This window comes from Ciceribacter sp. T2.26MG-112.2, assembly GCF_900492205.1.
In the GTDB taxonomy this organism is placed as follows: domain Bacteria; phylum Pseudomonadota; class Alphaproteobacteria; order Rhizobiales; family Rhizobiaceae; genus Allorhizobium; species Allorhizobium naphthalenivorans_A.
Genome location: NZ_UEYQ01000009.1, coordinates 88,715 through 113,401 on the forward strand (window position 1 = coordinate 88,715; position 24,687 = coordinate 113,401).

The following is a 24,687-nucleotide window of genomic DNA, read 5'->3' on the forward strand; positions in this document are numbered from 1 at the left end:
TCGGCTAGGCTCCCATCCCTTACGTTTTGGGGGATTTCATCATGAAGACGTATCTGGCCGCACTGGCGGCCGCATCCATCGCCATCGGCAGTTTTTCCGTGCCCGCCATCGCCGGCACGATGAGCGCCAACCATCCCGCCGCCTTGAGCGACGTGACGCTTGTCGCCCAGCCGCAGAAGAAGCAGGTCGCGGAAAAGTTCAAGCGCCGCGTCGTGCGGCTGATCACCGACGAGAAGCCGGGCACGATCATCATCGATACCAACAACAAGTTCCTCTACTATGTCGAGGGCAATAACCGCGCGACCCGTTACGGCGTCGGCGTCGGCCGCGACGGCTTCGGCTGGTCGGGCGTGGTCAAGATCGGCCGCAAGGCCGAATGGCCGGAATGGCGCCCACCCGCCGAAATGCGCCGCCGCGAAGCCGCCAAGGGCCATATCCTGCCGGTCGTGCAGAAGGGTGGCGTCGACAATCCGCTCGGCGCACGCGCCATGTATCTCTACAAGGGTGGCCGCGACACGATCTTCCGCATCCACGGCACCAACCAGCCCTGGACCATCGGCCTCAACATGTCTTCCGGCTGTATCCGCATGATGAACAAGGACGTCGAGCATCTCTATGATCGCGCGGGCGTCGGTTCCAAGGTCATCGTCGTCGGTCCGGGCAACCGCCAGGGCGATGTCAGCTTCCAGGACAAGGGCATCGACCTGCTGCGGACCATGTTCGGCGGCTGATTGATCCAACCTCCTTGAAAATAGGCGCGGGAAGCGAGACCTCCCGCGCCTATTTTCGTGCCGCCCGACTTGACGATCGCCAAGGAATTGGCCCCGACTTTGGTCGTTCCGCTCATGGTGATGCAAATTGGAAACAGACTTGGCGCGGCAAATCGCTTACATACATATCAAACATAACCAGATTCGCGGACCCTACCCATGAACTCCAAGCTTCGCCTCCTGTTCAGCACCGCTGTCGCGGCCAGCTTCATCGGCCTGTCGGCATCCCTGGCCCAGGCCGAAATGGCGATCTCCGTCTACGGCGGCTTCCAGACGGCGCCGCACAGCGATGTCGAAGTCTCCGACCAAGCGGACTTCACCGCCGGCTGGGACGGCCGTTCCTTCGAAATGCCGCCCTATTACGGCGTGCGCGGTACCTGGTGGATGGAAGAGCTCGGCCAGCCGAACATCGGCGTCTCGCTCGATTTCACCCATGCGAAGGTCTATGCCGACAGCGACACGCTGGCAGAAGCCGGATGGGATCACTTCGAGTTTTCCGACGGCATCAATCTTCTGACGCTCAACGCGCTCTACCGCATGCCGATCGAAGGCACCAAGTTCGTTCCCTACATCGGCGCCGGCGCCGGCATCAACGTGCCGCATGTCGAAGTGACGCGCGGCACGGGTGAGACTTTCGAGTACCAGCTCGGTGGCGCGACCGTTCAGGCACAGGTCGGTGTGGCCTACGAGTTCACCGACCGGTGGTCCGGCTTTGTCGAATACAAGGGCAACTATTCTTGGGTCGACGTCGACATCGACAGCGGTGCGACGCTCAAGACCGACATCATGACCAATGCGGTCAACGCCGGCATCAGCTTCCACTTCTAACGCGATAGCGCCCGATCGCGGGCTACTTGATCTCGCAGGAAATCGCGGCCTCGTGCAACAAGACCATGTCGCGCGGGGCCTTTGTCTTTCCGTGGGCGCTCTCGACCGTCAGGACATAACGGCCGGCAAAGCGGTCCGGGTTGTTCGCCGTGGAACGGGTGACGATCGACATTTCGAAGGTCTGGAACGGCCTTGCATCGCGATTGTCGGTGTAGATCTGCAGACGCAGTTCGTCGCCGTCCATCCAGGCCTGCTTCAACATGGCAGAATTCAGCTTGAGGTTGGCAAAGGCTTGTGGCGTCTTGTCGTCCTTGATGTCGGTAATGCCGCGAAAATGGACCAGCCGCTTGCCGTCGCGGGCGGCAAAAGCACTTTCGATCGACATCTTGACCATAGGGTCTGAGGCCGCGCAGTAAATGCGTTCGGCCGCCGCCGCCGGCATGGCGCTTGCCGTCGACAAGACGGCGGCAATGATTGCCCTGACGGACATCGAATTCCTCCTCGCAGGCCCGACCGACCTATTGCAGGAAGCACTTTATCAGCAGTGTCTTAAAGTTTTCCGACCCATAAGCCGAAGCTTCGACGGCGAACTGTGCCGTTTCCGGCCAATTTTCACCCAGGCAATATCAAACGCCAAGCCTTGCGGGACGCTCTCCGCCATAGGCCCAGTCGAGCAGTTCGACCGTGTGGACGATCGGAACGGCCGTGCCCGAACCGATCTGCGTCATGCAGCCGATATTGCCGGCGGCGATGACGTCCGGCTTCGTCGCCTCGAGGTTCTTCACCTTGCGGGCTTTCAGCTTTTCCGAGATTTCCGGCTGCATGATGTTGTAGGTGCCGGCAGAACCGCAGCACAGATGCCCCTCGGCCGGGTCGCGCACGGTGAAACCGGCATTCTTCAAGAGGATCTTCGGCGCCATGGTGATCTTCTGGCCATGCTGCATCGAGCAGGCCGAGTGATAGGTCACGGTCAGGTTCTTTTTCTCCTGCACGGGCAAGTCGAGCGTGGAGAGGTATTCGGTGACGTCCTTGGCGAGCGCCGACACACGCTTAGCCTTCTCCGCATAGGCCGGATCGAGCCGCAGCATGTGACCATAATCCTTGATGGTCGTGCCGCAGCCGGACGCCGTGATGACGATCGCGTCGAGCCCGCCCTTGTCGATCTCGCGGGTCCAGACATCGACATTCCGCCTCGCGCTGTCGAGCGCCTGGCCCTCGCGGCCCATATGATGGACCAGCGCGCCGCAGCACCCCTCACCTTGCGGCACCACCACCTCGACGCCGAAACGGGTCAACAGCCGGATGGTCGCGGCGTTGATGCCGGGGTCGAGCACGGGCTGCGCGCAACCGGTAAGGATCGCCACGCGACCGCGCTTCTCGGCCTTCGGGGCATGGGTCGCCGGACGGGCACTGTCGCCGGCGGCCGGAATGCTGCGTGGCGCGAGATCGAGCATGGCGCCCATCGGCTTCAGCGCCGGGATGCGCTTGAAAAGGCCAGCGAAGGGGCGCCCGAGACGGGCAAGGCCAAGTGCTGCGCGGAAGCGGGCCGGATAGGGCAGCGTCACCGCGAGAATGGCGCGCGTCAGCCGGTTCATCAGCGGCCGCTTGTAGGTCTTTTCGATATGGATGCGGGCATGATCGACCAGATGCATGTAGTCAACGCCCGAGGGACAGGTGGTCATGCAGGCGAGGCAGGAGAGACAGCGGTCGATATGGGTGACGATCTGCTTGTCGGCCGGCCGCCCGTTCTCCAGCATGTCCTTGATCAGGTAGATGCGCCCGCGCGGGCTGTCGAGCTCGTTGCCGAGCGTGACATAGGTCGGACAGGTGGCTGTGCAGAAGCCGCAATGCACGCATTTGCGAAGAATGCTCTCTGCCTCCGCGACGTGCGGATCGGCGAGCTGTTCGGCGGTGAAATTGGTCTGCACGTCAGTTCTCCCGAAGGGGGGCGCACGATTTCCGTCGCGGCCATGAAATTCGAAGGCTCACACCCACCAGGTCTCGGGCTTGGCGATCGGTTCGCCGGCGGTGGCCTTCTGCAGACCGATGATGCAGCGGGCGACGACCCAGACCACGGTGGCAGCGGCCAGCAGCACGCCGATCAAGGCAAGCGACAGGATGGCCGAGACGAGGCCGTACAGCAGGGCAATCCAGAAGGTGCGGATGGCATAGGTGTAATGGCTGTCGACCCAGCCACCCGCCTTGCCGCGATTGAGATAGGCGAAGACAAGACCGATCAGGCCGGAGATGCCGATCAGGAAACTCAAGAGATAGAGCGCGTAGACCAGCTGGACGTTCAGCTTGCCGGGCTCCAGCCAGTTGTCTGCCTTACGCGGATCGGGGGAGATCATCGGATCGCTCATGCGGCGTCTCCTCTTGTCATGCGGCCGGGATTGAAGATGCCGCGCGGATCGAACTTCTCCTTGACCCGCTGCGAAAGCAAGGCGACGGCCGGCGATTGCGGCTCGAAGGCCGGGACCTGGGCCCGCACAGCATCCGGCGCCCGTACCAGCGTGGCATGGCCACCACCGGCCACCTTGATGAAGCGCCGCAGCAGCTCGGCTTCCGGATCGCCTTCGAGGCGCATCCAGACCAACCCGCCCTGCCAGTCATAAAAGGCGTCGATGCCGGCTTCCAGGCGAAGGGCGGCGACCAGCTTCCAGCCTTCGGACGGGGCGACGGACACGCGCCAGAGCGGCCGCATCGTGCTGTCTGCGTAAGGGTGGACGTCGCGGATTTCGCTCCAGAGCGACAGCGTATCGGCATTTTCCAGCCGCGAGACAGGACCGAAGGCCGACATTGCGGATGCCAGCTTTTCAGCGCGCACGCCGACCGATGCCTCCAGCCCTTCGAGACGCAGCACGGTCGCGGCACCGTCCGGCAGCCTGCCCCCGATGAACCGGCCGCGCACGCTCTCCGGCAGGTGGGCGGCGCCCGAGACCTCGACAGACATGGCCATGGCGGCCGCCATGGCCTGGACCGCCTGTTCGTCCTCAAGCCCGGACAACACGATGGTAACGGCCGTCTTCGGTGCCGGCAGGACCTTGAAGGTCACTTCGGTCAGGAAGCCTAGCGTGCCGTAGGAGCCCGCAAGGACCTTGATTAGGTCGAGGCCGGTAACGTTCTTCATCACCCGCCCGCCAGCCTTGACGATTTCGCCATGGCCGTTGACGAAGCGCACGCCGAGCAGATGATCGCGCGCGGCACCGGCGGTGAAGCGGCGCGGACCCGACGCATTGACGGCAAACAGGCCGCCGATGGTCGGCTCACCGGACGTACCCATCATGCCTCGGTGATCCGCCGGCTCGAAGGCGAGAGACTGGCCGTTGACTGCAACGGCGGCCTCAATCTCCGCAACCGGCGTGCCGGCGCGGGCGGTGAGCACCATCTCGGCCGGATTATAGGCGACTATGCCGGAAAGGCCGGACGAACTGAGGGCCGTCGCATTGGCGGTCAGGGCATTGCCGAAACCGGCACGCGTTCCGCCGCCCGAGATTGCGAGGGGCGCCGAGCGTTCGGCATGTTCGCGGATGAGGCCCACGGCCTCGACTTCTGTTGCTGGAAGCAGAAACGCGGTCACGCGGCCGTCCTCCCGTCGAGCGGAAACACCTTGGAAGGATTGAGCGTCCATTTCGGATCGAAGGCGGCGCGGACCGCCATCTGCTGGGCGAGATCGGCCTCGGCATACTGGTGGCGCATCAGGTCGCGCTTCTCGATGCCGACGCCGTGTTCGCCGGTCAGGCAGCCGCCGGCATCGACGCAGAGCTTGAGGATTTCCATGCCGGCGGCTTCCGCCTTTGCCGCATCTTCCGGATCGTTGATGTTGTAGAGGATCAGCGGGTGCATGTTGCCGTCGCCGGCGTGGAAGACGTTGGCGACGCGCAGGCCATAGCGGTCGGTGATCTCTGAGGTCTTCTTCAAGACATAGGCAAGCTGGCTCAGGGGCACGGTGCCGTCCATGCAGATATAGTCGGCGATGCGGCCCGTCGCGCCGAAGGCCGATTTGCGGCCCTTCCAGATCAGTGCCGATTCCATCGCCGATTGGCTTTCGCGCACGGTCTTCACTCCGTGCCGCTTGGCGATCTCGACGATCGAGGCGAGCATGGCCTCCATCTCGGCCTCGGATCCCTCGACCTCGACGATCAGCAAGGCTTCGACATCGAGCGGATAACCGGCATGGGCGAAGGCCTCGCAGATCTCGATCGCCTGCTTGTCCATGAATTCGATGGCGACCGGAACGATGCCGGCGCCGATGACATCGGCGACGCAAGTGCCGGCGGATTCCGCGCTGTCGAAGCCGAACAGCACGGGGCGCGCGCCCTCGGGCTTGGCGATCAGCCGGACCGTCGCTTCGGTGACGATGCCGAGCTGGCCTTCGGAGCCACAGACGAGGCCCAGGAGGTCATAGCCGGCGCTGTCGAGCAACTTGCCGCCCAGCTCGATCACAGTACCATCAACCAGGACCAGCTTGACGCCGAGCAAGTTGTTGGTGGTGACACCATATTTCAGACAGTGAGCACCGCCGGAGTTCATGCCGATATTGCCGCCGATCGTACAGGCGAGCTGCGAACTCGGATCGGGCGCGTAGAAAAAGCCGTCTCCGCCGACGGCATCGGAAATGGAAAGGTTGGTGACGCCCGCCTGGACGGTGGCGCAACGATTGGCATAGTCGATGTCGAGGATCCTGGTCATCGCCGAGAGGCCGAGCACGACCGCATCTTCCTGGGGGATGGCACCACCCGACAAAGAGGTGCCGGCGCCGCGCGGCACGACCGGAATGCCGTATTTATTGCAGTATTTCATCACCGCCGCGACCTGGGCCGTGGTTTCCGGCAGGACGACCGCGAGCGGCCGGCGGCGATAGGCGATGAAACCGTCGGTCTCGAAGGGAACGAGTTCGTTCGGCTCTTGCACCAGACGCTCAGCCGGCACGAGCTCCGCGAGATCGGCGAGGATCTCCTTGCAGCGCGACAGGATCGCGGCATTCGGCTCCAGAAACTGGATGGCTTCGGACATGGCTCCCTCCCCTGGCTCAGGCTCCTTCGGCATACACCGGGTGGCCTCGGCCATCAATTGGTATTGTTTCTTTACCACTTCAACCAAAGTCGCGCAAATGCTATGGACTTATGACAAAATTGGAAAGAGTGGATTTGGGCCATGACCAATCTCGGCGATCTGGAAGTCTTCGTACGGGTGATTGCGGTCGGCAGCATGTCGACGGCGGCGCGGGATCTGGGGCTCTCGCCGGCGGTCGTGTCGAAGCGGATCAAGCGGCTGGAGGACCGGCTCGGCACGCGGCTCCTGCAAAGGACCACGCGGCAGATCTCGCTGACCGAGGCCGGACAGGGGTTTCACGAGCGGGTGATCGCCGTGCTTGCGGGGTTGGAGGAGGCGGAGGCCTATGCTTCGGGGCGCTCGTCGGAAGTGGCCGGCACACTGAAGATCTCCGCGCCGACCTCGTTCGGCCGCCTGCACATCGCGCCGCATCTTAAAACCTTCATGGAAGCCCATCCGGATCTCACCATCCATCTGGTGTTGTCGGACGAATTTACAGACATCGTCGGCGGCGGCTTCGATCTGGCCATCCGCATTGCCGAACTGACGGATTCGACGCTGGTGGCGCGGCGTCTGGCACCTGTGCGCCGCATCCTCTGCGCCTCGCCCGACTATATCGGGGTCCACGGCATGCCGGAAACGATCGAGGACCTGAAACGACATCACTGCCTTCCGGCGCACAATTACGATGCCTGGAAGCTGGAAGGACCGCAGGGCACGCTCAGCATTCGCCCCGACGGCATGCTGATCACCAATTCCAGCGAGGTCATCCGCGAGGCGGTGATCGGAGGCCTCGGCATCGCCTTGCGCTCGACCTGGGACATTGGCCCCGAATTGAAGGCGGGCAAACTGGTCCAGGTATTGCCGGCCTATGAGGGCTCGCGCAATGTCTCGCTCTCGGCTGTCTATCCGAGCCGCCAGTTCCTGCCGGCCAAGGTGCGGCTGTTCATCGACTACCTCGCCGAGCTTTACGGGCCGGTTCCCTATTGGGAGCGCTGAGCCTGCGGATCATCGCAGCGCTTCAGACACATTGCTCCAGAAACCGAATTTCTTCGGATGGGTGCGACGCAGGTCGGCGACGAAGTCGCCGTGGTGCTGCAGCCGCGCATCGGCCGGCAGATGCGGCACAAGACGGACCAGTTCCTCGAGGTAGCGCGCCGCATGCGGATAGGCGACGCCGATGCCGCGGCGCAGGATGTCGCTGATCAGCACACGATAGAGCACGGTCGCGGCCAGCGGCTGATCGTCGGACAGGGCCTCGGCCGCCGGCGCCAGATCCTCATAATAGCGGCCTTCCCAGTCGTCCTTGTGGCGCAGCACAAGCGCCGCCGCGCGATCGAGCCTTGGCCAGGTGACGAAGAAATCGAGCGCGCCATAGATATCTTCGGCGTCGTCGACCAACGCGAATGCCCGGTCCATTTCGTCGAATTCGGCGAAATCGTCGAGCTTCGACAGGTAGAGCCTCAGAACGGCTGGATCGAGCGTCTCGGCAAATTCCCGCCAGCGCATTTCCTGCGCATCACCGCGCCGCTTCAGCTTGTCGAGGATTTCGGCTTCCAGCATGCGGCGCTCCCGGGCGCCATATTCCGGACCGACGGAGGTCAACTCGCCGCCGACCGGCAAAAGCCGCATACCCGTCGGGCGGCGGCGAACCCACTCCAACGCCTCTTCATGGCGACCCGCACCGTGCAGCAGGGCCGCGACCGTCAGCGTATCTCGACGGTTCTCCGCCTTGCCCTCTTCGAGCGCCATATAGGCATCGACGTCGCCCTGGCGGAGCGCGATCGCCTGGAGGAGATCGAGCGCGCCGAGCTTGCCCGGCTCCTTCGGCATGGCCTCGGCGAGCAGGATCTTCCAGGCCGTCGCGGCGGGCGCGCCGATCACGCCGGTCAGTTTATGCAGGAAACCCGTATGCTCGCCATACCGGTCGCGTCGGCGCAACATTTCGAACTGCGGCACCAGCAACGCCTGATCTTCCGCCGGAACCGAGCGGATCAATTCGGCCGCCGCCGTTTCGGCTTCATCGAACACCTTCCACAGCCGGGCATTGTCGGACACCAGCCGCGCCGAAATCGGAAAGCGCAGGGCGAGGAACCGCAGAATGCGCTCGGCGCCGCCCGCCGCATCCACCCCGCCCAACTCCGAGAGAATGGTACGCACCAGGCCGGAAAACTCGATGGCGAGATCCTTGGCGCGGGCGTTGTTGATCCGCGTCCTCGCCTGCTCGTGCGTATCCAGCCGGCGGTCGATCAGCCGCGCCATTTCCGCCGGCCCCGCCTCGCCGGCCAAGGCCGCCTCCAGCCTGCCCTTCAGGGCCTTGTTGGCCGAGGCTTCCTCCAGCAGGATCTCGACCAGCTTGTCGAGGCCAAGACCGCTCAGGCCCTTTTTGTCGAGTTTCGCACGCTTCTGCCGGGCCATTCCGTTCCGCTTATGCCGTTTATTGTCTTCGATCGCTTATATCAGGCGGACAGCGAAGGCGAGCAAGGGCATTTCGCGCGCACGCGAGCCAAGATTGCACTCCGCACGATCACGCTCTAATCTACACGCCAGGAGTACGCCAATGACCGTCACCGTATCGCTGAGCGCTGAGCTAGAGGACTTCGTCGAAAAGAAGGTGGCTTCTGGTGAGTTCGCCTCGCCTGGCGACGTTCTGGCGGCGGCTCTGACACTCCTTCAGGAGCGCGACAATCTGGACGCTTTTTCGACGGAAGCGCTGAAGCTTGCGTGGACGGAAGGTGTTACGAGCGGAGATTTCAGACCGCTCGACCTGACCGCATTGAAAGCCGAAGCACGTCGACAGTATCAATCCAAGGGTTAGGCAATGGTACACATCCTCTGGTCATCAAGGGCCCGGAGCGATGTGTCAGACATCTGGCTATGGCTTGCCGAAACCGCAAGTCCGGCAATCGCAGATGACAAACTGGACCGGATCACCACGCGAAGTCGGCGTTGGCCACCCATCCGATGCTCGGCCCAGCCCGCAAGGACATTGCGGACAACGCCCGGATGCTCGTCTGCGACCGCTGGCTCGTTCTCTATCTCATCGCAGACGATGGAAATGTCCACATCGCCAGGGTTGTCGATGGCGCACGCGATCCGGCGACGAGCCGCCAGGACTTCAATGCCCCTCGCCGTGGCTCTTCCTGATCCGCCTCACCACCCACCAGACGCCCAGCACTGCCAGCGGCACGGACAGCCCGGTGATCACCGCCGGATCGACGGGCAGGAGATCGTGGCTGATGGCCTTGGCGCCATAGCCGATCAGCCCGACGATGTAATAGGAGATCGCCGCGACCGAGAGGCCTTCGACCGTCTGCTGCAGGCGCAACTGCATCTCGGCGCGGCGGTTCATGGTGGCGAGCAGGGCCGAATTCTGGCGCTCGAGTTCGACGTCGATCCAGCTTCGAACGAGGCTGGTGGCGCGCGACAGCTTGCGCGACAGGTTGGCCAGCCGCTCCTCGACCGACTGGCAGGTGCGCATGGCCGGCGCCAGGCGACGTTCAAGGAAGGCGCCCAGCATTTCGTATCCCGGCTTCGGGGCTTCATCGAGCGCCTTGACGCGCTCGCGCACGATGCCGTCATAGGCGCGGCTCGCACCGAAGCGATAAAGGCTGAGCGCCGCATTGGCCTCCAATTCGGCGGCCAGCCGGGTCAGTTCGGCCAGCATGGTGTCGGCTTCCTCGCGTGCATGGGCCTTCATGCTCTGGGTCACCGCGGTCAGCCCGTCCTCGATGCGACGTATGTCCGGCGAGAGTGTCTGTGCCAGCGGCAGGCCGAGCATGGCGAGCGTGCGATAGGTCTCGATGTCGAGCAGGCGCTGGACGAGCGCGCCACGCCCGGCTTCGGAAAGGCTGCGGTCGACAACGAGAATGCGCGTCAACCCGTCGCCGTCCTGGCGAAAATCGGTCATCACCGTCGCCTGGCCGTTCTTGACGTCGCTGTAGCAGAGGCTGGTCAGATCGAAGAGCTGCATCGCCGCCTCGATCTCGGTACCGTCGCGGCGGATCTCCAGCCGGATGCCCGACATCAGCGGACCAGGCGCGGAAAAGCCGTCGCCGAAGGGATGAACGAGGATTTCACCGCCGAAGGCATCGGGCAGCGGCCCGTCCCAGAACCAGGTGGAAAATTCGGTGTGGCGCTCCCAGCGCAGCGTTCCCTGGCCCCAGGGCATGGCGTGGTGACGGGCATTGCGATCGGGCACGGTCACGCCGCGAGCACGCGACAATTCGGCGAGCGCGCTGTGATGCACCGCAGAGCCGCCGTCCATCATGAAGGCGAGTTGCACGATCACGCGTTCCGATTTCACCAGCGCATAGGGCCGCGCATGGATCTCACCCAGCGCCAGAGCCCGCTCCGGCGACACCGGAAATGCGAAACTACCCTTCCCCATCAAGTCCGTCTCCCTTTTATCATGGCTGCCTTCCTAGCAAATGCGCGGCGCAAGCGGCAGGGGGCCGGTTGACGCAAAGCGTAGAGGTGGCCCGTGTCTGCGGCATTTCGCAAAGCGGGACCCAGAAGTCACTCATTAAAACATAGCAATTCTGATATTTGTCTATTGCTGGCGATCGCGGAGTCGACAAGAATGATTCTTGAGAACGCAATCGCCATCCTCAACGCGGCTGGTCGGCGCGTCGATGCCAATTACGATATCGGCAGCACCTGTCCTGCCTGCCGAGCAATGGAGAAACCCCATGAAGCGACTTATTCCGGCAACCCTGCTTGCGCTTGCGATCGGCCTGCCCGCCTTTGCCGGCGAGGTCGGCGACTTCGAAACGAAACTGCGCGCCGCCTATGGCGACTACCGAACCGCCCTCTTCGCCACCAATATGGGCAAGGCCCCGGAATCGACGGCATCGCTGGGCAAATTCGCCAAGGCCTGGTCCGCGATCGCCGCCGAGCCCGCGCCGCCGCACTATGCGGACGATGGCAAATATGCCGAAACGCTGGCCGCCGTGACCAAGATCACCGAAGCCGCGACCGCCGAAGTCGCGGCCGGAGAACTTACGAAGGCGCACGACACGCTGGAAGGCATTCGCGACCAGATCGGCGACCTGCATATCCGCAACGACATCTACAGCTTTTCCGACCGGATGAACGCCTATCACGCCCGCATGGAGGAGGTAATCGCGCTCGACCCAGCGGACGCTTCCGGCGTGCATGCCGAGGCGGCCGTCCTGAAATACCTGCTCGGCGACGTGGTCGCCCATCCGCCGAAGGAGGCCGATGCGAGCTATAAGGAACTGCTCGGCGCCGTCGAGGCGAGCGTGGCGAAGCTGGAGGGCGCCTCCAAAAGCGGCGATGCCGCAGCGATCAAGGCTGCCATCGACGGGCTCAAGGCTCCCTATTCCAAGCTGTTCCTCAAGTTCGGCTGATCGCGGCGACCGGGGCTACTCGTCCCCGCGCACCGCGCCCGTTTCGCGACTGACGAAACGCAACTGGACAAATTAATTGACCAATCCCTCGACGGCTTGCTAAAAGGCCGCCGAGGGAGGACGTCGTGACGGACAAGGACGAAGGGCTTTTCGCCCAGATCAGCCATAGCCGCACCGCGAGCGAAGTGGTTCAGCAGATCGAAATGCTGATCCTCGACGGCGTCTTGCGCGACGGAGACCGGCTGCCGGGCGAACGCGATCTCGCCCAGGATCTCGACGTGTCGCGACCGATTCTCCGTGAGGCGTTGAAGGAACTCGAGGCCCGCGGCCTGCTGGTTTCCCATCATGGCGGCGGTACTTATGTCGCCGACATTATCGGGCAGGTATTTTCCAAGCCGATCACCGAACTCATCTCCCGCCATGCCCGGGCCACGCGCGACTATCTCGAATATCGCCGCGAACTTGAAGGGCTGACGGCTGAACTTGCCGCCAAGCGCGCCACCGACACCGACCGGGCGCTGCTGACCCGCATCATCGCCGACATGAGACAAGCGCATGAGGGCGGCAATCCGGAAGAGGAGCTCGCCGCCGACGTCGAGTTTCACAACGCGATCGGCGAAGCGGCCCACAACATCATCCTCCTGCATACCCTGCGGGCATGTTATCGCCTGCTGTCGGAGGGCATCTTCTTTAACCGCAAGGCGGTGTTCGCGCTTGCCAATGCGCGCGAGCGCCTGCTGGAGCAGCATGTCGCCATCCACGATGCGATTCTTTCCGGCGACGGCGAGGCAGCGAAGCGTGCCGCCCAGGCGCATATCGATTTCGTCATGCAGGCGGTCGACGAAGCGACCCGCGCCGACGAATGGGGCCGGGTGGCGAAGCTTAGGCTCATTCGCCGCGACAACAATCCCCAAGGTTCACGAACCTCCCGCGGCAGCGGCCTGGACAAGACGGAGACATCCCGATGACTGCACCTCGATCGCGCCCGCGCGTCGGCCTGTTCGCCACCTGTCTGGTCGACCTCTTCCGCCCGAACGTCGGCTTTTCCGCCGCAAAGCTGATCGAGGATTCGGGCTGCGAGGTGCATGTTCCGATGGCGCAGACCTGCTGCGGCCAGCCGGCCTATAATTCCGGCGACCGCAAGGATACACGCGCACTGGCGATCCAGGTGATCGAACTGTTCGAGGGCTATGACTATGTCGTGGCGCCGTCCGGCTCATGCGCTGCCATGCTGAAGCACCACTATCCCGAAGTCTTCAAGGGCGACGTCAAATGGGAAGAGCGCTGTCGGCGCTTCTCGGACAAGGTGTTCGAACTCGTTTCCTTCCTCACCGACGTGATGTTCGTGCCCAGAGTGGATGCGGCCTTCCAGGGCAGCGTCACCTATCACGACAGCTGTTCGGGGCTTCGCGAACTCGGCGTGGAGAAGCAGCCGCGCAAGCTTCTGGCCACGGTGGATGGGCTGGAACTCAAGGAAATGGCCGGCAGCGACGTCTGCTGCGGCTTCGGCGGCACGTTCTGCGTCAAGTACTCCGACATATCCGGCACAATCGTGTCCAAGAAGACGGCGAACATTATGGAGACCGGTGCCGACATGCTTCTCGCTGGCGACATGGGCTGCCTGATGAACATGGCCGGCAAGCTGAGGCGCGAGGGATCGACCGTCGAGGTCCGCCATGTCGCCGAGGTGCTGGCCGGCATGACCGATACGAAACCGATCGCCGGCTCGGCCAAGTGAGGGATTGAGCGCCATGCAGTTCACCTCTCCCCAGTTCAAGGAAAACGCCGCTCGCGCGCTGATCGATCCGCAGTTGCAAAAGGCCTTGCGGAATGTCGAGACGGGCTTCATCGCCAAGCGCGCGGCCGCGGCGGCGGCGCTACCGGAATTCGACGCCCTGCGCGACAATGCCCGTGACATCAAGAACCATACGCTCGCCCATCTCGACCTCTATCTGGAAGCCTATGAGCGGAAGGTGACCGCCGCCGGCGGGCATGTGCATTGGGCCGAAAGCGCCGAGGATGCGCGCCGCATCGTCATGGACATCTGCCGGCGGGTGAAGGCGAAGACCGTCACCAAGGGCAAATCGATGATCACCGAGGAGATCAACCTCAACGAATTCCTCGAGGCCAACGGTGTGGAGCCGGTCGAGACGGACCTTGGCGAATACATCATCCAGCTGCGCGGCGAGCATCCGAGCCATATCATCGCGCCCGCCGTGCATCTCAACAAGGAACAGGTGGAGGAAGATTTTCGCCGGGTCCACACCCATCTCGACGTCAATCGTGACCTGACGGCACCGGAAACGCTTTTGTCGGAAGCGCGCGAGGTGCTGCGCAAGCGCTATTTCCAGGCCGATGTCGGTATCACCGGCGCCAACTTCCTGATTGCTGAGACCGGCTCATCGGTGATCGTCACCAACGAGGGCAATGGCGATCTCACCCAGACGCTCGGCAAGGTGCATGTCGTGGTCGCCTCGATCGAAAAGATCGTGCCGACGCTGGAGGACTGTTCGCAGATCCTGCGCCTGCTCGCCCGCTCGGCGACCGGCCAGGACATGTCGGTCTACACGACGTTTTCGACCGGCCCTAAGCGGGCGGAGGATCCGGACGGTCCGGACGAATACCATGTGGTCCTGCTCGACAACGGCCGCACCTCGATGCTCGGCACCGAGTTCCAGGAAATGCTGCGCTGCATCCGCTGCGGCGCCTGCATGAACCACTGTCCCGTCTACCACGCTATCGGCGGCCATGCCTATGGCTCGGTCTATCCGGGGCCGATGGGCGCGGTATTGACGCCATCGCTGTTCGGTGTGGAGCAGTCGGCTCACCTGCCCAATGCCTCGACCTTCTGCGGCCGTTGCGAAAGTGTGTGCCCGATGCGCATTCCGCTGCCGAAGATGATGCGCCATTGGCGCGAGCGGGAATTCGAGCGGCATCTGACGCCGGCTTCTGCCCGCTACGGGCTGTCGGTCTGGGCCTTCTTCGCCAAGCGGCCGAAGCTCTACCGCATGGCGACCACGCTCGCCGCATCGACGCTATCGCTGTTCGGCGGCGCCAACAAGCGGATCGCCGCGCTGCCGCTCGCCGGCGGCTGGACGAAGTATCGCGACCTGCCCGCACCCGAGGGGCAGACCTTCACGAAAGCCTGGGCGGCACGCCAGGCGAAGCGGCCGGGAGCATGACCATGAACGGCAAATCCGCGATCCTTGCGAAGATCCGCGCCTCGCTGAAGGCGCCGACCGACGACGACGACCGACGTTCCGTCGTCGCCGCGCGTCTGGCGCAGGCGCCCAAGGGCATCATACCCGCGCGTGGCCAGTTGCCGCCGCCCGAGCGGGTCGCGCTTTTCCGTGCCATGGCGGAAAAATACAATGCGACCACGGAGCACATCGACGGTCTCGCAGCGCTGCCCGCCTCGGTATCGGCCTACCTCAAGAGCCGCAACCTGCCGGCCGCGATCCGCATCGGCAATGATCCGCGCCTTGCCACGGCGCCCTGGACCGCAGAGGCGACCCTTGAGATCCGTCACGGCGCCTCCGACGGCCAGGATCTTGCCGCCGTCAGCCATGCCTTCGGCGCCGTCGCCGAAACCGGCACGCTTGCGCTGCTGTCCGGCCCAGACAATCCGGTGACGCTCAACTTCCTGCCCGAGCATCACATCGTCGTCGTCAGGGCCGAAGAGATCGCCGGCGACATGGAGACGATCTGGGCAAGGCTGCGCGCCGCGCAAGGCGGGTCCATGCCGCGCACGGTCAACTTCATCACCGGGCCGTCGCGCTCGGCCGACATCGAACAGACCTTGCTGCTCGGCGCCCACGGCCCACGGGCGCTGCACATTGTCATTGCCGGCAACCCCTGACTGCATCGAAGATGCTTCGCCGCAAGACAAGGCGGGAATAAAATGCCCTCACAATGGAACAAACTTCGGAATTTCGCGTTTGCGATTTGCATTTTCCGAACCGTTTTTCTATTGTGAGCGATATGACAAGCTACAATGACGTGTATGCAGCGCCGCGAATTGCGCTCGTCTCCACCCATGGCTATGTGGCTGCCCAGCCGCCTCTCGGCGCGGCGGATACCGGCGGTCAGGTCGTTTATGTCCTTGAACTGGCGAAGAAACTCGCCCAGCTCGGCCACAAGGTCGACATCTTCACGCGCCGGTTCGAAGACCAGCCGGAAATCGACGAGGTCGATGCCGACGTTAGGGTCATCCGCATTCCCTGCGGCGGCCGGGACTTCATCCCGAAGGAATACCTGCATCGCCATCTCAACGAGTGGAACGAGAAGGCTCTCCGCTATATCAAGCGGGAAGGCCTCTCCTATCTCTTCATCAACAGTCACTACTGGGACGCGGGCGTCGCCGGCCAGAGGCTGTCGGAAGCGCTCAACATTCCGCACATCCACACGCCCCATTCGCTCGGGCTGTGGAAGAAGCGGCAGATGGAAACCGACTATCCCGAGCGCGCCGACCGGTTCGAGGCGGAGTTCAACTTCAAGGAACGCATCCAGCACGAGCTGATCGTCTACCGCAGCTGCCAGCTGGTGGTCGCGACGACGCCGATCCAGCTCGACATGCTGATCGAGGACTATGGCCTCAGCCGCAATCGGGTGCACATGATCCCGCCCGGCTATGACGACAACCGTTTCTATCCCGTATCGGAAGCCTCGCGCCAGATGATCCGCCAGCGGCTCGGCTTCGAGGGCAAGGTGGTGATGGCGCTCGGCCGGCTTGCCACCAACAAGGGCTACGACCTGTTGATCGACGGCTTTTCCGTACTGGCCAGCCGTGTGCCAGATGCCCGCCTGCGGCTCGCGCTCGGCGGCGAGAACCTCGACCCGCAGGAGCAGGGCATTCTCGACGGGCTGAAGAGGCAGGTCGCCGATCTCGGCCTTGCCGACCGCGTCGAATTCACCGGCTTCATAGCGGACGAGGAACTGCCGGATTACTACCGCGCCGCCGATCTCTTCGTGCTGTCGAGCCGCTATGAGCCGTTCGGCATGACGGCGATCGAGGCCATGGCGAGCGGCACACCAACCATTGTCACGATCCATGGGGGACTGTTCCGCGCGGTCAGCTACGGCCGTCACGCACTCTATGCCGATCCCTTCGACAAGGAGGATCTCGGCATCACCATGATGAAGCCGTTCCGCCATCCGCGTTTGCGGGACCGGCTGTCGCGCATGGGGGCCCACAAGGCCCGCAGCCTGTTCACCTGGACCGGCATCGCGCAGCAACTGGTCGCGCTGGTCGAAGGCCGGCCGGTAGCACAGGCGCTCGAAGAGTCCGATTGGGCGGAACCATGGAACGACGGCGATTGAAACCGGTCAGGCTGTTCTCCTCCGACCTTGACGGGACGCTCGCGGGCAATCGCGACGCGTCGCGGCGTTTCGCGGCGTTCTGGCAGGGGCTTGACGTCAGGACCCGGCCGCTGCTGGTCTATAATAGCGGTCGTCTGGTCGATGACATCCTGTCGTTCATCGATGAGGAAGGTCTTCCGCCGGCCGACCTGCTGATCGGCGGCGTTGGTACGATGATGGCAACTGACGCCTCGGGTGGATTGGAGGCCGAATATGCCGACTTCATCGGCGGCGATTACGACGCGGCCGGCATAGCGGGCCTGGTGAGCGACTTTCCAGGATTGGAACGGCAGCCTGACCGCTATCAGCATGATCACAAGTCCAGCTGGTATCTGCACGACGCCACACGAGAGCGACTGGCAGAACTCGAAGAACGCATCGTCGTCGCCGGCCATCAGGTCAAGATCGTCTATTCGAGCGACCGCGATCTCGACATTCTCCCTGCCAATGCCGACAAGGGCAATGCGCTTGTCTGGCTCAGCCGCAAGCTCGGTGTCAGACTGGATGAGATCGTCGTCGCCGGCGATACCGGCAATGATACCGACATGTTCGTGCTCGACGGGGTGCGTGGCATCATCCCGGCGAACGGGCGTGACGAACTGAGATTGCGCTTTGCCGCCGACGATCGGGTCTACCAGGCAATCGGCCGTGAAGCCGATGGGGTGATCGAGGGCCTGCGCCACTGGCTCGGCCATCAGCCGGGCTCGGCCTGACCAATATTGACAATTTCCGGCGAAATGCTTGACGCAATCGAACCGGCTCACAAAATTGACGGGAATGCGGTGCTGTCGTGGATAAGCTGTCGGCTCGGCCGCGAATCAGCGTAGTCTAATTCAACACGCAAGTGGGAGGCGTCTTCAACCTTGACAATCATGAGCCGGATCGCGTCCGATGTTCAACTGATGCTGCGGCGTCCACCCCGCCAGCAATATGCGGCCCTGTGCTTTCGCAAGCGCAAGAAACAGGCCGCTCCGGAGGTCCTGCTCGTCACCAGCCGGGACACCGGCCGCTGGGTCATTCCGAAGGGGTGGCCGATGCGGGGCAAGAAGTCCCATCTGGTCGCCGAGCGCGAGGCTTACGAAGAGGCGGGCGTCAAGGGCAATGTCTCACGCGAGCCGATCGGCTATTACACCTACCACAAGGGCATGAACGACGGGCTGAAGGTCGCCTGTCGCGTCCAGGTGCACGCACTGGAGGTGAAGGAACTGCTGAAGGAATTCCCGGAGAAGGGAACCCGTCGGCTGGAATGGGTCAGTTGCGAGGAGGCCGCCGCCCGGGTGCAGGAGCCGGAACTGAAGGTGCTGTTCCATGCCTTCGCCCAGAAATTGCTGAATGGCGCGCTCGCGCCCGGCCAATTGCCGGAATCCCCCTAGTTCCACCGGCCCTCGCATCCTTCCGTCTTGAATGCCGTGGCCATTGGCCCTAAACGGATTTGGCTTCAAACGCCTACCGTTCACGAAAACCCTTGGCTCGACGGCCGCGCCTGTCGCAGCAGGAGACGTTGCCGTCATGGCAAAACCGCCACCGACCCTGGTCAAGCCGACGCTCGACAAGGACCTGGACAAGATCGCCTATGCCGAGGCCGCGGCGCAGCAGGTCTGGCGCGGGGCGCTGCCGGTCGGCATCGGATTGGTCTTTCTCATCCTCGCCACGCTGTTTGCCAGCTTCTACGTCAGCAACCAGCCGGGCGCGATCGTGATCATCACCGCAGCGGCCGTCGGCGCCTACATGGCGATGAACATCGGCGCCAATGACGTGACCAACAATGTCGGCGCGGCGGTCGGGGCGCGGGCCATCTCCATGCCCGTCGCACTGATGCTCGCCGCCGTCTTCGAGATCGCCGGCGCCCTGATCGCCGGCGGCGACGTCATCGATACCATTTCGGAAGGCATCCTCGATCCCGACATCGTCAGCCATCCGCAAGTCTTCTCGTTGGCGATGATGGCGGCGCTGCTCGCCTCCTCGCTTTGGCTCAACTTCGCCACCTGGACCAACTCGCCCGTATCGACGACCCATTCGATCGTCGGCGCCGTCATGGGTGCCGGCATCGCGGCCGCCGGGCTTTCATCCGTCAACTGGAGTATCATGGCGAGCATCACCGCCAGCTGGATGCTGTCGCCGCTGCTCGGCGGGGCGATTGCCGCCCTGATCCTCTATTTCATCAAGGACTTCATCGTCTATCGCCCCGACAAGATCGTGGCGGCGCGGCGCTGGCTTCCCGTCCTGATCGCCGTCATGGCCGGCGCCTTCACCAGCTACCTGACCATGAAGGGCATCGGACAGGTGTTCGAAGTCGGCATGACGACGGCCATGTTGAGCGGTCTCGGGGTCGGGCTCCTCACCTGGATCGGCAGCGTCCCGCTGATCCGGCGGCAGTCGGAAGGGCTTGAAAACCGCAACCAGTCGCTGCGCAAGCTGTTTCGCCTTCCGCTGGTCTTTTCGGCCGCGCTGCTCTCCTTCGCCCATGGCGCCAACGACGTCGCCAACGCGATCGGGCCGCTGGCCGCGATCGTTCAGGCGGCGCGCGCGGAGACGGTCGGGACGGTCGTCGCGGCACCGACCTGGGTGACGATCATCGGTGCGCTCGGCATTTCCGCCGGTCTCCTGCTGTTCGGCCCCAAGCTGATCCGGCTGGTCGGCTCGCAGATCACCAAGCTCAATCCGATGCGCGCCTTCAGCGTCGCTCTCTCCGCCGCCGTGACCGTGATCATTGCCTCGTGGTTCGGCCTGCCGGTCAGTTCCACGCATATCGCCGTCGGGGCCGTGTTCGGCGTCGGCTTTTTCCGCGAGTGGTACACGCGCAATTCGAAGCGGCGCATCGCCTATATGCGCATGAAGGCCGACCACTGGCAGATCGAGGACACGCGCGAGCGCAATCCCGACGAGCTGCGCCGGCGCTATCTCGTCCGCCGCTCGCACTTCATGACCATCGTCGGCGCCTGGATCATTACCGTTCCGGCCTCGGCCGCACTTGCGGCGTTTCTCTACTGGGCTATGTACTTGCTCTTCCTTTAAGGCCAAGACGGACATGCGCGCGAACTACCGGATGCAAAGGCTCTACATCGAGACTGACCTCGGACCGAATGCGGCGGTCGAGGCCAGCGCGGACCAGTTCAACTACCTCGCCAATGTGCTGCGTCTGCAGGATGGCGCCGAGATCCTGGCGTTCAACGGCCGCGACGGCGAATGGAAGACGGCGCTTTCCTTTCCGACCCGCAAGAAGATCCTGCTCACGCCGATCGAGCAGACCCGCCCACAGCCCAAGGACTGCGACCTGCATTTCCTGTTCGCGCCGCTCAAGGTCGGCCGGATGGACTATCTGGTGCAGAAGGCGGTCGAGATGGGGGCCGGCCTGCTGCAGCCGGTGATGACGCAGCACGTGCAGGGCAAGATCACCAGCCTGGAGCGGCTGCAAGCCAATGCGATCGAGGCAGCGGAGCAATGCGGCGTGCTGGCGATCCCGAAGGTGGCGCCGCCGCAGAAGCTCAAAGACTTGCTGGAGCGCTGGCCCGCGGAGCGGTGCATCATCTTCTGCGACGAGGACAGCGAGACGAACAATCCCCTGCCAGCCTTGTCGCGCATCGAGGAACGACAGCTGGCCCTGCTGGTCGGGCCGGAGGGCGGCTTTTCCGACGAGGAACGTCTCCTGCTGCGGTCCCTTCCCTTCGTCACTCCGATACCGCTCGGCCCGCGCATTCTCAGGGCGGATACCGCCGCAGTGGCAGCACTTGCGGTGGTCCAGGCGGCGATCGGCGACTGGCGCTGAAGGCTCTCATTCTGTCCATTCAGACAATGGTGTCGGTCTTGCGCATGTGGCGTTTTTTTGACCCGCGTTTAAGAGTTTTTCACTTGCGCCGCCCCCAAATCCGGTCCAATCACCTTGCACAATGGGCCGGTGCGCGTGCCGGCAACGCCAACCAAGGTCTCTTCCATGGCTCGTGATACCACCGACGATACGCCCCTCACCTCCGTCGCGCAAATGGCGGATTACCTTGCAGGCGGCTGCAAGCCGAAAGAGGCGTTCCGCATCGGTACCGAGCACGAGAAGTTCGCCTTCTTCCGCGCCGACAACAGCCCCGTCCCCTATTTCGGCGAGGCCGGCATCCGCGCGCTGCTGCTCGGCATGCAGGAGAAGACCGGCTGGGAGCCGATCATGGACGGCGAAAACATCATCGGGCTTGCCGAGGCCCACGGCATGGGCGCCATCTCGATCGAACCGGGCGGACAGTTCGAGCTTTCCGGCGCGCCGCTCGAGACGCTGCACGACACCTGCCGAGAATCGAACCAGCATCTGGCGGCAGTGCGCGAAGTAGCCGAGCCGATGGGCATCCGCTTCCTCGGCATCGGCGGCAGCCCGAAATGGACGCTCGCCGAGACACCGCGCATGCCGAAATCGCGCTATGAGATCATGACGCGCTACATGCCGAAGGTCGGCAGCCACGGCCTCGACATGATGTACCGCACCTGCACCATTCAGGTGAACCTCGACTTCTCCTCCGAAGCCGACATGCGCCGCAAGATGCGGGTCGGCATGCGGCTGCAGCCGCTTGCCACCGCGCTCTTCGCCGCCTCGCCCTTCACCGAGGGCAAGCCGAACGGTCTCCTGTCCTGGCGCGGCGAGATCTGGCGCGACACGGACAATGCCCGTGCCGGCATCCTGCCCTTTACGCTCGATGACGATTTCGGCTTTGCCGACTATGTCGAATGGGCGCTCGATGTGCCGATGTATTTCATCGTGCGCGACGGTCGCTATCACGACTGCACCCACGTGACGTTCCGCCAGTTCATGGCCGGCGCGCTGAAGGGCGAAGTGACGGCCTGGGAACCGACGCTGGGCGACTGGACCAATCATCTTTCGACGCTCTTCCCCGACGTGCGGCTCAAGCGCTTCCTCGAAATGCGGGGCGCCGACGGCGGGCCATGGCGGCGCATCTGTGCGCTGCCCGCCTTCTGGGTCGGCCTACTGTATGACGACGCTGCGCTCGAAGCCGCCGACCAGATGACTGCCGGCTGGAGCTTCGCCGAAGTCAATGCACTTCGCGATGCCGTGCCGGCCCAGGGCCTCAAGGCCGAGATCGCCGGCCGTTCGCTTCTCGACGTGGCCCGCGACGTGGTCTCGCTGTCACGCCAGGGGCTCAAAAGCCGCGCCCGCCTCAACGGCGAAGGCCAGGACGAGAGCGTCTTCCTCGCCCCGCTCGACGAGGTGATCGCCAAGAAGTCGACGCTCGCCGACGACCTGCTTTCGCTCTACAACGGGCGATGGAACGGCGAGATCGACCACGTCTTCGACGAATACCAATACTGACACGTCCCGGCTGGTAAAAGCCTGCCTGTTCCCCGCCTTTGTGGCGGCCGGACAGCAGCGGAAAAAGCGGTTTGCGCCCGGCCTTTTCCGGATATAGTGCGTCGAACCGCTTTGCGAGCACGGAGAAGGACGCCGATGTTGCCACTTTTTGATATGATGCTGCGTGCTCAAAACGGAACGGGCATGGAGGCCATGGCCAGCCAGTTCAACCTGGCCCAGGAACAGGTGACCAAGGCCATGGCGGCGCTGATGCCGGCCTTTTCCTCGGGCTTCAAGCGCAATACCGCCAATCCCTACGACTTCTCCTCCCTGATCGGCGCGATGGCCTCGGGCGGTTATGCCAAGTATTTCGAGGACATGAGCAAGGCCTTTACCCCGCAGGGGATCGCCGACGGCAACCAGGTGCTGGAAAAGCTGTTTGGCTCCAAGGAAGTGTCGCGCGCGATCGCCGCCCAGGCCGCCCAGTTTACCGGGGTCGGCCAGGAAGTGCTGAAGCAGATGCTGCCGGTCATGGCCGATGCGATCATGGGCGGACTGTTCAAGCAGACGACCGGGCAGATGGCCGACACCAATCCGTTTGCCGGCACGCCGATGGGCGCTATGATGCAGCAATGGCTGGAGAGCACCGGCTTTCAGCCCAAGCCGGCGCCCAAGCAGCCGAACATCTTCGACAACCCCTTCACCAAGGCGTTCCAGGATATGATGGGCGCGGCCCAGAAGCCGCAGACGGCGGCCGCCGCCAACCCGTTTTTCGACAACCCCTTCGCCAAGTCCTTCCAGGACATGATGACTGGCTCCTATGGCGCGCCGGCTGGCGGGGCCGCTGCAGCCAAGGAAGCTCCAAAGCCCGAAGCCGAGGTGCCGCCCGCGGCAAAGATGGCGGAAATCATGAACGCCATGTTCGACAGCGGGCTGGAGGTTCAGAAGAACTACCAGAAGAGCATGGAGCAGATCTTCGACAGCTATCTCGCCGCCAACGCGCAGAAGCCGCAACCGGCTTCGGACGAGGCGCCGGAAGAACCGAAGGCCTGACGGCTGAACCTGGCCTTGCATATGAAAAGGGCGGCTCCGAGCCCCAGCCCCTAACTGATATGTGGAGGAAATGCCGCCTCCACATATTCTTTTTTGTAAGCCTCTTGTGAGCCTCTTGTGAGCCTCGGCTATTGCTGTCGGATTGTGTTGATACTACATCCAGATGGATCGTTGGGCAGAATTGCTCAGGATCACGCGTGAAGGCCTGACGGCTGCAGCGCAGCAGGGGAACCTGCGAAGAGCGATGGTTTGAGCCATCAGACCAAGTTCTAATGGAAAGGAAATGATCATGCCTGCGCATGACACGCCGAAATATTCTCCGTATCTTCACTGCATCTATGATGAACCCGCTCCGGCTGGGCGCATCGGCAGCGGCACGCATTACTCCATAGTCCAGACGTTGTCGTGGCGTTCGGAAGAAGGGGAGTTGCGCCAAAAAGCTACTATTCAGAACGTCGCGATCATTTGGGATGAAGACCACGATGAGCGGATCATTCACTGCGTGCAGGCACTGCTAATGGCTGGCCTTCTGCACGCAATTTCCATGATCGGCGAGAGGAAAGGCGGCGTGACAATTGTCTTCAATTCTATGTCTGCGGCCCGTCTGAGCGACAATCAGAAGCGCGCCTATCGGGAAGAGATTAGCCAAATCATCAACGACGTGGTCGCGGCGAAGCTTGAGGATTCCTGGTCGATCACCTTTGGCGAGATGACCGATACGCCTTCATTGAGGACGACGGGATACCCCATCTTTCACCAGTCTCTGATCCAAGACGATACGCATAAGATCGAGACCTATATCCGAAACATCAATTACCTTTGGAACATCGACCCGTAATCCGCTCCTCGATCAGCCGGAGCATCGAAAAGCGTCGGTCTTGTCAGGATTGAGCGGGTATGATTTCCGCTGCCTGCGCTTCATCCGTGAGCAGGGAAGAGCACGATTTGCACTTCCTTCAAATTTTTA

25 protein-coding genes are annotated in these 24,687 nt (G+C 63.2%); 18 read left to right on the top strand and 7 right to left on the bottom strand.

From position 1 onward, the window contains the following. The first annotated feature begins 41 nt into the window (after nucleotides 1–41). Together DYZ14_RS14685 and DYZ14_RS14690 are read left to right on the top strand one after the other, a co-directional pair. Nucleotides 42–731 (top strand): L,D-transpeptidase, encoded by a 690-nt coding sequence (locus tag DYZ14_RS14685; protein ID WP_115671599.1) that lies wholly within the window; start codon nucleotides 42–44, stop codon nucleotides 729–731. Nucleotides 732–929: 198 nt separating this feature from the next. Next, nucleotides 930–1,598, top strand: a complete 669-nt coding sequence (locus DYZ14_RS14690) for an outer membrane protein (protein ID WP_154721368.1) — start codon at nucleotides 930–932, stop codon at nucleotides 1,596–1,598. A gap of 22 nt (nucleotides 1,599–1,620) precedes the next feature. Here DYZ14_RS14690 and DYZ14_RS14695 read toward each other — a convergent pair whose 3' ends face one another. The 5 genes from DYZ14_RS14695 to DYZ14_RS14715 all read right to left on the bottom strand — a co-directional run bounded on the left by DYZ14_RS14695 (nucleotide 1,621) and on the right by DYZ14_RS14715 (nucleotide 6,614). Beyond that, nucleotides 1,621–2,088 carry a hypothetical protein gene (locus tag DYZ14_RS14695; RefSeq protein WP_154721369.1) on the bottom strand — a complete coding sequence of 156 codons (468 nt, stop codon included), beginning with the start codon at nucleotides 2,086–2,088 and terminating at the stop codon, nucleotides 1,621–1,623. A 136-nt stretch (nucleotides 2,089–2,224) separates the two neighbouring features. Continuing rightward, complete coding sequence (gene glcF / locus DYZ14_RS14700) at nucleotides 2,225–3,526, bottom strand: glycolate oxidase subunit GlcF (protein WP_154721370.1); 1,302 nt, start codon at nucleotides 3,524–3,526, stop codon at nucleotides 2,225–2,227. A gap of 57 nt (nucleotides 3,527–3,583) precedes the next feature. After that, the gene (locus tag DYZ14_RS14705) at nucleotides 3,584–3,961 is read right to left on the bottom strand and encodes a DUF4870 family protein (protein ID WP_154721371.1); all 378 of its coding nucleotides are present in this window, start codon (nucleotides 3,959–3,961) and stop codon (nucleotides 3,584–3,586) included. Beyond that, entirely contained in the window at nucleotides 3,958–5,178 is a 1,221-nt protein-coding gene (gene glcE / locus DYZ14_RS14710; protein ID WP_232365557.1) for a glycolate oxidase subunit GlcE, read from the bottom strand. The genes DYZ14_RS14705 and glcE overlap by 4 nt, the downstream gene beginning before the upstream one ends. Then, on the bottom strand, nucleotides 5,175–6,614 hold the full coding sequence (locus DYZ14_RS14715) for an FAD-binding oxidoreductase (RefSeq protein WP_154721373.1): 1,440 nt from the start codon (nucleotides 6,612–6,614) through the stop codon (nucleotides 5,175–5,177). The genes glcE and DYZ14_RS14715 overlap by 4 nt, the downstream gene beginning before the upstream one ends. A 141-nt stretch (nucleotides 6,615–6,755) precedes the next feature. On the opposite strand from DYZ14_RS14715, the gene DYZ14_RS14720 reads away from it, so the two are divergent. Further along, nucleotides 6,756–7,652, top strand: a complete 897-nt coding sequence (locus DYZ14_RS14720; protein ID WP_154721374.1) for a LysR family transcriptional regulator — start codon at nucleotides 6,756–6,758, stop codon at nucleotides 7,650–7,652. Nucleotides 7,653–7,661: 9 nt separating this feature from the next. On the opposite strand, the gene DYZ14_RS14725 is transcribed toward DYZ14_RS14720, so the two are convergent. Then, the gene (locus DYZ14_RS14725; protein ID WP_154721375.1) at nucleotides 7,662–9,071 is read right to left on the bottom strand and encodes a DUF6880 family protein; all 1,410 of its coding nucleotides are present in this window, start codon (nucleotides 9,069–9,071) and stop codon (nucleotides 7,662–7,664) included. A gap of 142 nt (nucleotides 9,072–9,213) precedes the next feature. Between DYZ14_RS14725 and DYZ14_RS14730 the strand changes: the two genes are divergently transcribed. Both DYZ14_RS14730 and DYZ14_RS24405 read left to right on the top strand, forming a co-directional pair. Next, the gene (locus DYZ14_RS14730; protein ID WP_154721376.1) at nucleotides 9,214–9,471 is read left to right on the top strand and encodes a ribbon-helix-helix domain-containing protein; all 258 of its coding nucleotides are present in this window, start codon (nucleotides 9,214–9,216) and stop codon (nucleotides 9,469–9,471) included. A gap of 131 nt (nucleotides 9,472–9,602) precedes the next feature. Beyond that, nucleotides 9,603–9,800, top strand: coding sequence for a type II toxin-antitoxin system RelE/ParE family toxin (locus DYZ14_RS24405; protein WP_232365558.1), 198 nt, complete (start codon nucleotides 9,603–9,605; stop codon nucleotides 9,798–9,800). Here the strand turns inward: DYZ14_RS24405 and DYZ14_RS14740 are convergent. After that, nucleotides 9,772–11,043, bottom strand: a complete 1,272-nt coding sequence (locus DYZ14_RS14740; protein ID WP_154721377.1) for a DUF3422 family protein — start codon at nucleotides 11,041–11,043, stop codon at nucleotides 9,772–9,774. The genes DYZ14_RS24405 and DYZ14_RS14740 overlap by 29 nt on opposite strands. Nucleotides 11,044–11,344: 301 nt before the next feature. On the opposite strand from DYZ14_RS14740, the gene DYZ14_RS14745 reads away from it, so the two are divergent. The 13 genes from DYZ14_RS14745 to DYZ14_RS14805 all read left to right on the top strand — a co-directional run bounded on the left by DYZ14_RS14745 (nucleotide 11,345) and on the right by DYZ14_RS14805 (nucleotide 24,558). Next, complete coding sequence (locus DYZ14_RS14745; RefSeq protein ID WP_154721378.1) at nucleotides 11,345–12,025, top strand: hypothetical protein; 681 nt, start codon at nucleotides 11,345–11,347, stop codon at nucleotides 12,023–12,025. A gap of 125 nt (nucleotides 12,026–12,150) precedes the next feature. Then, nucleotides 12,151–12,993, top strand: a complete 843-nt coding sequence (locus DYZ14_RS14750) for a FadR/GntR family transcriptional regulator (protein WP_154721379.1) — start codon at nucleotides 12,151–12,153, stop codon at nucleotides 12,991–12,993. After that, the gene (locus DYZ14_RS14755) at nucleotides 12,990–13,763 is read left to right on the top strand and encodes a (Fe-S)-binding protein (protein WP_154721380.1); all 774 of its coding nucleotides are present in this window, start codon (nucleotides 12,990–12,992) and stop codon (nucleotides 13,761–13,763) included. Before DYZ14_RS14750 ends, DYZ14_RS14755 begins: the two co-directional genes overlap by 4 nt. 13 nt (nucleotides 13,764–13,776) lie before the next feature. Then, nucleotides 13,777–15,207: a LutB/LldF family L-lactate oxidation iron-sulfur protein gene (locus DYZ14_RS14760; RefSeq protein ID WP_154721381.1), complete on the top strand. Its 1,431-nt coding sequence runs from the start codon at nucleotides 13,777–13,779 to the stop codon at nucleotides 15,205–15,207. A 2-nt stretch (nucleotides 15,208–15,209) separates the two neighbouring features. Beyond that, entirely contained in the window at nucleotides 15,210–15,884 is a 675-nt protein-coding gene (locus DYZ14_RS14765) for a LutC/YkgG family protein (RefSeq protein ID WP_154721382.1), read from the top strand. Nucleotides 15,885–16,006: 122 nt separating this feature from the next. Further along, nucleotides 16,007–17,344 carry a glycosyltransferase family 4 protein gene (locus DYZ14_RS14770; RefSeq protein WP_154721383.1) on the top strand — a complete coding sequence of 446 codons (1,338 nt, stop codon included), beginning with the start codon at nucleotides 16,007–16,009 and terminating at the stop codon, nucleotides 17,342–17,344. Next, the gene (locus DYZ14_RS14775; RefSeq protein ID WP_232365559.1) at nucleotides 17,341–18,096 is read left to right on the top strand and encodes an HAD-IIB family hydrolase; all 756 of its coding nucleotides are present in this window, start codon (nucleotides 17,341–17,343) and stop codon (nucleotides 18,094–18,096) included. The genes DYZ14_RS14770 and DYZ14_RS14775 overlap by 4 nt, the downstream gene beginning before the upstream one ends. A 150-nt stretch (nucleotides 18,097–18,246) precedes the next feature. Then, nucleotides 18,247–18,756 carry an NUDIX hydrolase gene (locus DYZ14_RS14780; RefSeq protein WP_154721385.1) on the top strand — a complete coding sequence of 170 codons (510 nt, stop codon included), beginning with the start codon at nucleotides 18,247–18,249 and terminating at the stop codon, nucleotides 18,754–18,756. A 136-nt stretch (nucleotides 18,757–18,892) separates the two neighbouring features. Further along, complete coding sequence (locus tag DYZ14_RS14785) at nucleotides 18,893–20,398, top strand: inorganic phosphate transporter (RefSeq protein WP_154721386.1); 1,506 nt, start codon at nucleotides 18,893–18,895, stop codon at nucleotides 20,396–20,398. Nucleotides 20,399–20,411: 13 nt separating this feature from the next. Beyond that, on the top strand, nucleotides 20,412–21,149 hold the full coding sequence (locus DYZ14_RS14790; RefSeq protein WP_154721387.1) for a 16S rRNA (uracil(1498)-N(3))-methyltransferase: 738 nt from the start codon (nucleotides 20,412–20,414) through the stop codon (nucleotides 21,147–21,149). A 165-nt stretch (nucleotides 21,150–21,314) separates the two neighbouring features. Beyond that, nucleotides 21,315–22,688, top strand: coding sequence for a glutamate--cysteine ligase (locus DYZ14_RS14795; protein ID WP_154721388.1), 1,374 nt, complete (start codon nucleotides 21,315–21,317; stop codon nucleotides 22,686–22,688). Between the two features lie 135 nt (nucleotides 22,689–22,823). Next, nucleotides 22,824–23,720 carry a DUF937 domain-containing protein gene (locus DYZ14_RS14800; protein ID WP_154721389.1) on the top strand — a complete coding sequence of 299 codons (897 nt, stop codon included), beginning with the start codon at nucleotides 22,824–22,826 and terminating at the stop codon, nucleotides 23,718–23,720. Between the two features lie 289 nt (nucleotides 23,721–24,009). Continuing rightward, on the top strand, nucleotides 24,010–24,558 hold the full coding sequence (locus tag DYZ14_RS14805) for a hypothetical protein (protein ID WP_154721390.1): 549 nt from the start codon (nucleotides 24,010–24,012) through the stop codon (nucleotides 24,556–24,558). Nucleotides 24,559–24,687 lie beyond the last annotated feature (129 nt).

What these genes read in the sequence shown, in the direction of transcription:
- DYZ14_RS14685 (WP_115671599.1), top strand. Translation starts at nt 42, where the DNA reads ATGAAGACGTATCTGGCCGCACTGGCGGCCGCATCCATCGCCATCGGC.
- DYZ14_RS14690 (WP_154721368.1), top strand. Translation starts at nt 930, where the DNA reads ATGAACTCCAAGCTTCGCCTCCTGTTCAGCACCGCTGTCGCGGCCAGC.
- DYZ14_RS14695 (WP_154721369.1), bottom strand. Translation starts at nt 2,088, where the DNA reads ATGTCCGTCAGGGCAATCATTGCCGCCGTCTTGTCGACGGCAAGCGCC.
- DYZ14_RS14705 (WP_154721371.1), bottom strand. Translation starts at nt 3,961, where the DNA reads ATGAGCGATCCGATGATCTCCCCCGATCCGCGTAAGGCAGACAACTGG.
- DYZ14_RS14715 (WP_154721373.1), bottom strand. Translation starts at nt 6,614, where the DNA reads ATGTCCGAAGCCATCCAGTTTCTGGAGCCGAATGCCGCGATCCTGTCG.
- DYZ14_RS14720 (WP_154721374.1), top strand. Translation starts at nt 6,756, where the DNA reads ATGACCAATCTCGGCGATCTGGAAGTCTTCGTACGGGTGATTGCGGTC.
- DYZ14_RS14725 (WP_154721375.1), bottom strand. Translation starts at nt 9,071, where the DNA reads ATGGCCCGGCAGAAGCGTGCGAAACTCGACAAAAAGGGCCTGAGCGGT.
- DYZ14_RS14730 (WP_154721376.1), top strand. Translation starts at nt 9,214, where the DNA reads ATGACCGTCACCGTATCGCTGAGCGCTGAGCTAGAGGACTTCGTCGAA.
- DYZ14_RS14740 (WP_154721377.1), bottom strand. Translation starts at nt 11,043, where the DNA reads ATGGGGAAGGGTAGTTTCGCATTTCCGGTGTCGCCGGAGCGGGCTCTG.
- DYZ14_RS14745 (WP_154721378.1), top strand. Translation starts at nt 11,345, where the DNA reads ATGAAGCGACTTATTCCGGCAACCCTGCTTGCGCTTGCGATCGGCCTG.
- DYZ14_RS14755 (WP_154721380.1), top strand. Translation starts at nt 12,990, where the DNA reads ATGACTGCACCTCGATCGCGCCCGCGCGTCGGCCTGTTCGCCACCTGT.
- DYZ14_RS14760 (WP_154721381.1), top strand. Translation starts at nt 13,777, where the DNA reads ATGCAGTTCACCTCTCCCCAGTTCAAGGAAAACGCCGCTCGCGCGCTG.
- DYZ14_RS14765 (WP_154721382.1), top strand. Translation starts at nt 15,210, where the DNA reads ATGAACGGCAAATCCGCGATCCTTGCGAAGATCCGCGCCTCGCTGAAG.
- DYZ14_RS14770 (WP_154721383.1), top strand. Translation starts at nt 16,007, where the DNA reads ATGACAAGCTACAATGACGTGTATGCAGCGCCGCGAATTGCGCTCGTC.
- DYZ14_RS14785 (WP_154721386.1), top strand. Translation starts at nt 18,893, where the DNA reads ATGGCAAAACCGCCACCGACCCTGGTCAAGCCGACGCTCGACAAGGAC.
- DYZ14_RS14790 (WP_154721387.1), top strand. Translation starts at nt 20,412, where the DNA reads ATGCGCGCGAACTACCGGATGCAAAGGCTCTACATCGAGACTGACCTC.
- DYZ14_RS14795 (WP_154721388.1), top strand. Translation starts at nt 21,315, where the DNA reads ATGGCTCGTGATACCACCGACGATACGCCCCTCACCTCCGTCGCGCAA.
- DYZ14_RS14800 (WP_154721389.1), top strand. Translation starts at nt 22,824, where the DNA reads ATGTTGCCACTTTTTGATATGATGCTGCGTGCTCAAAACGGAACGGGC.
- DYZ14_RS14805 (WP_154721390.1), top strand. Translation starts at nt 24,010, where the DNA reads ATGCCTGCGCATGACACGCCGAAATATTCTCCGTATCTTCACTGCATC.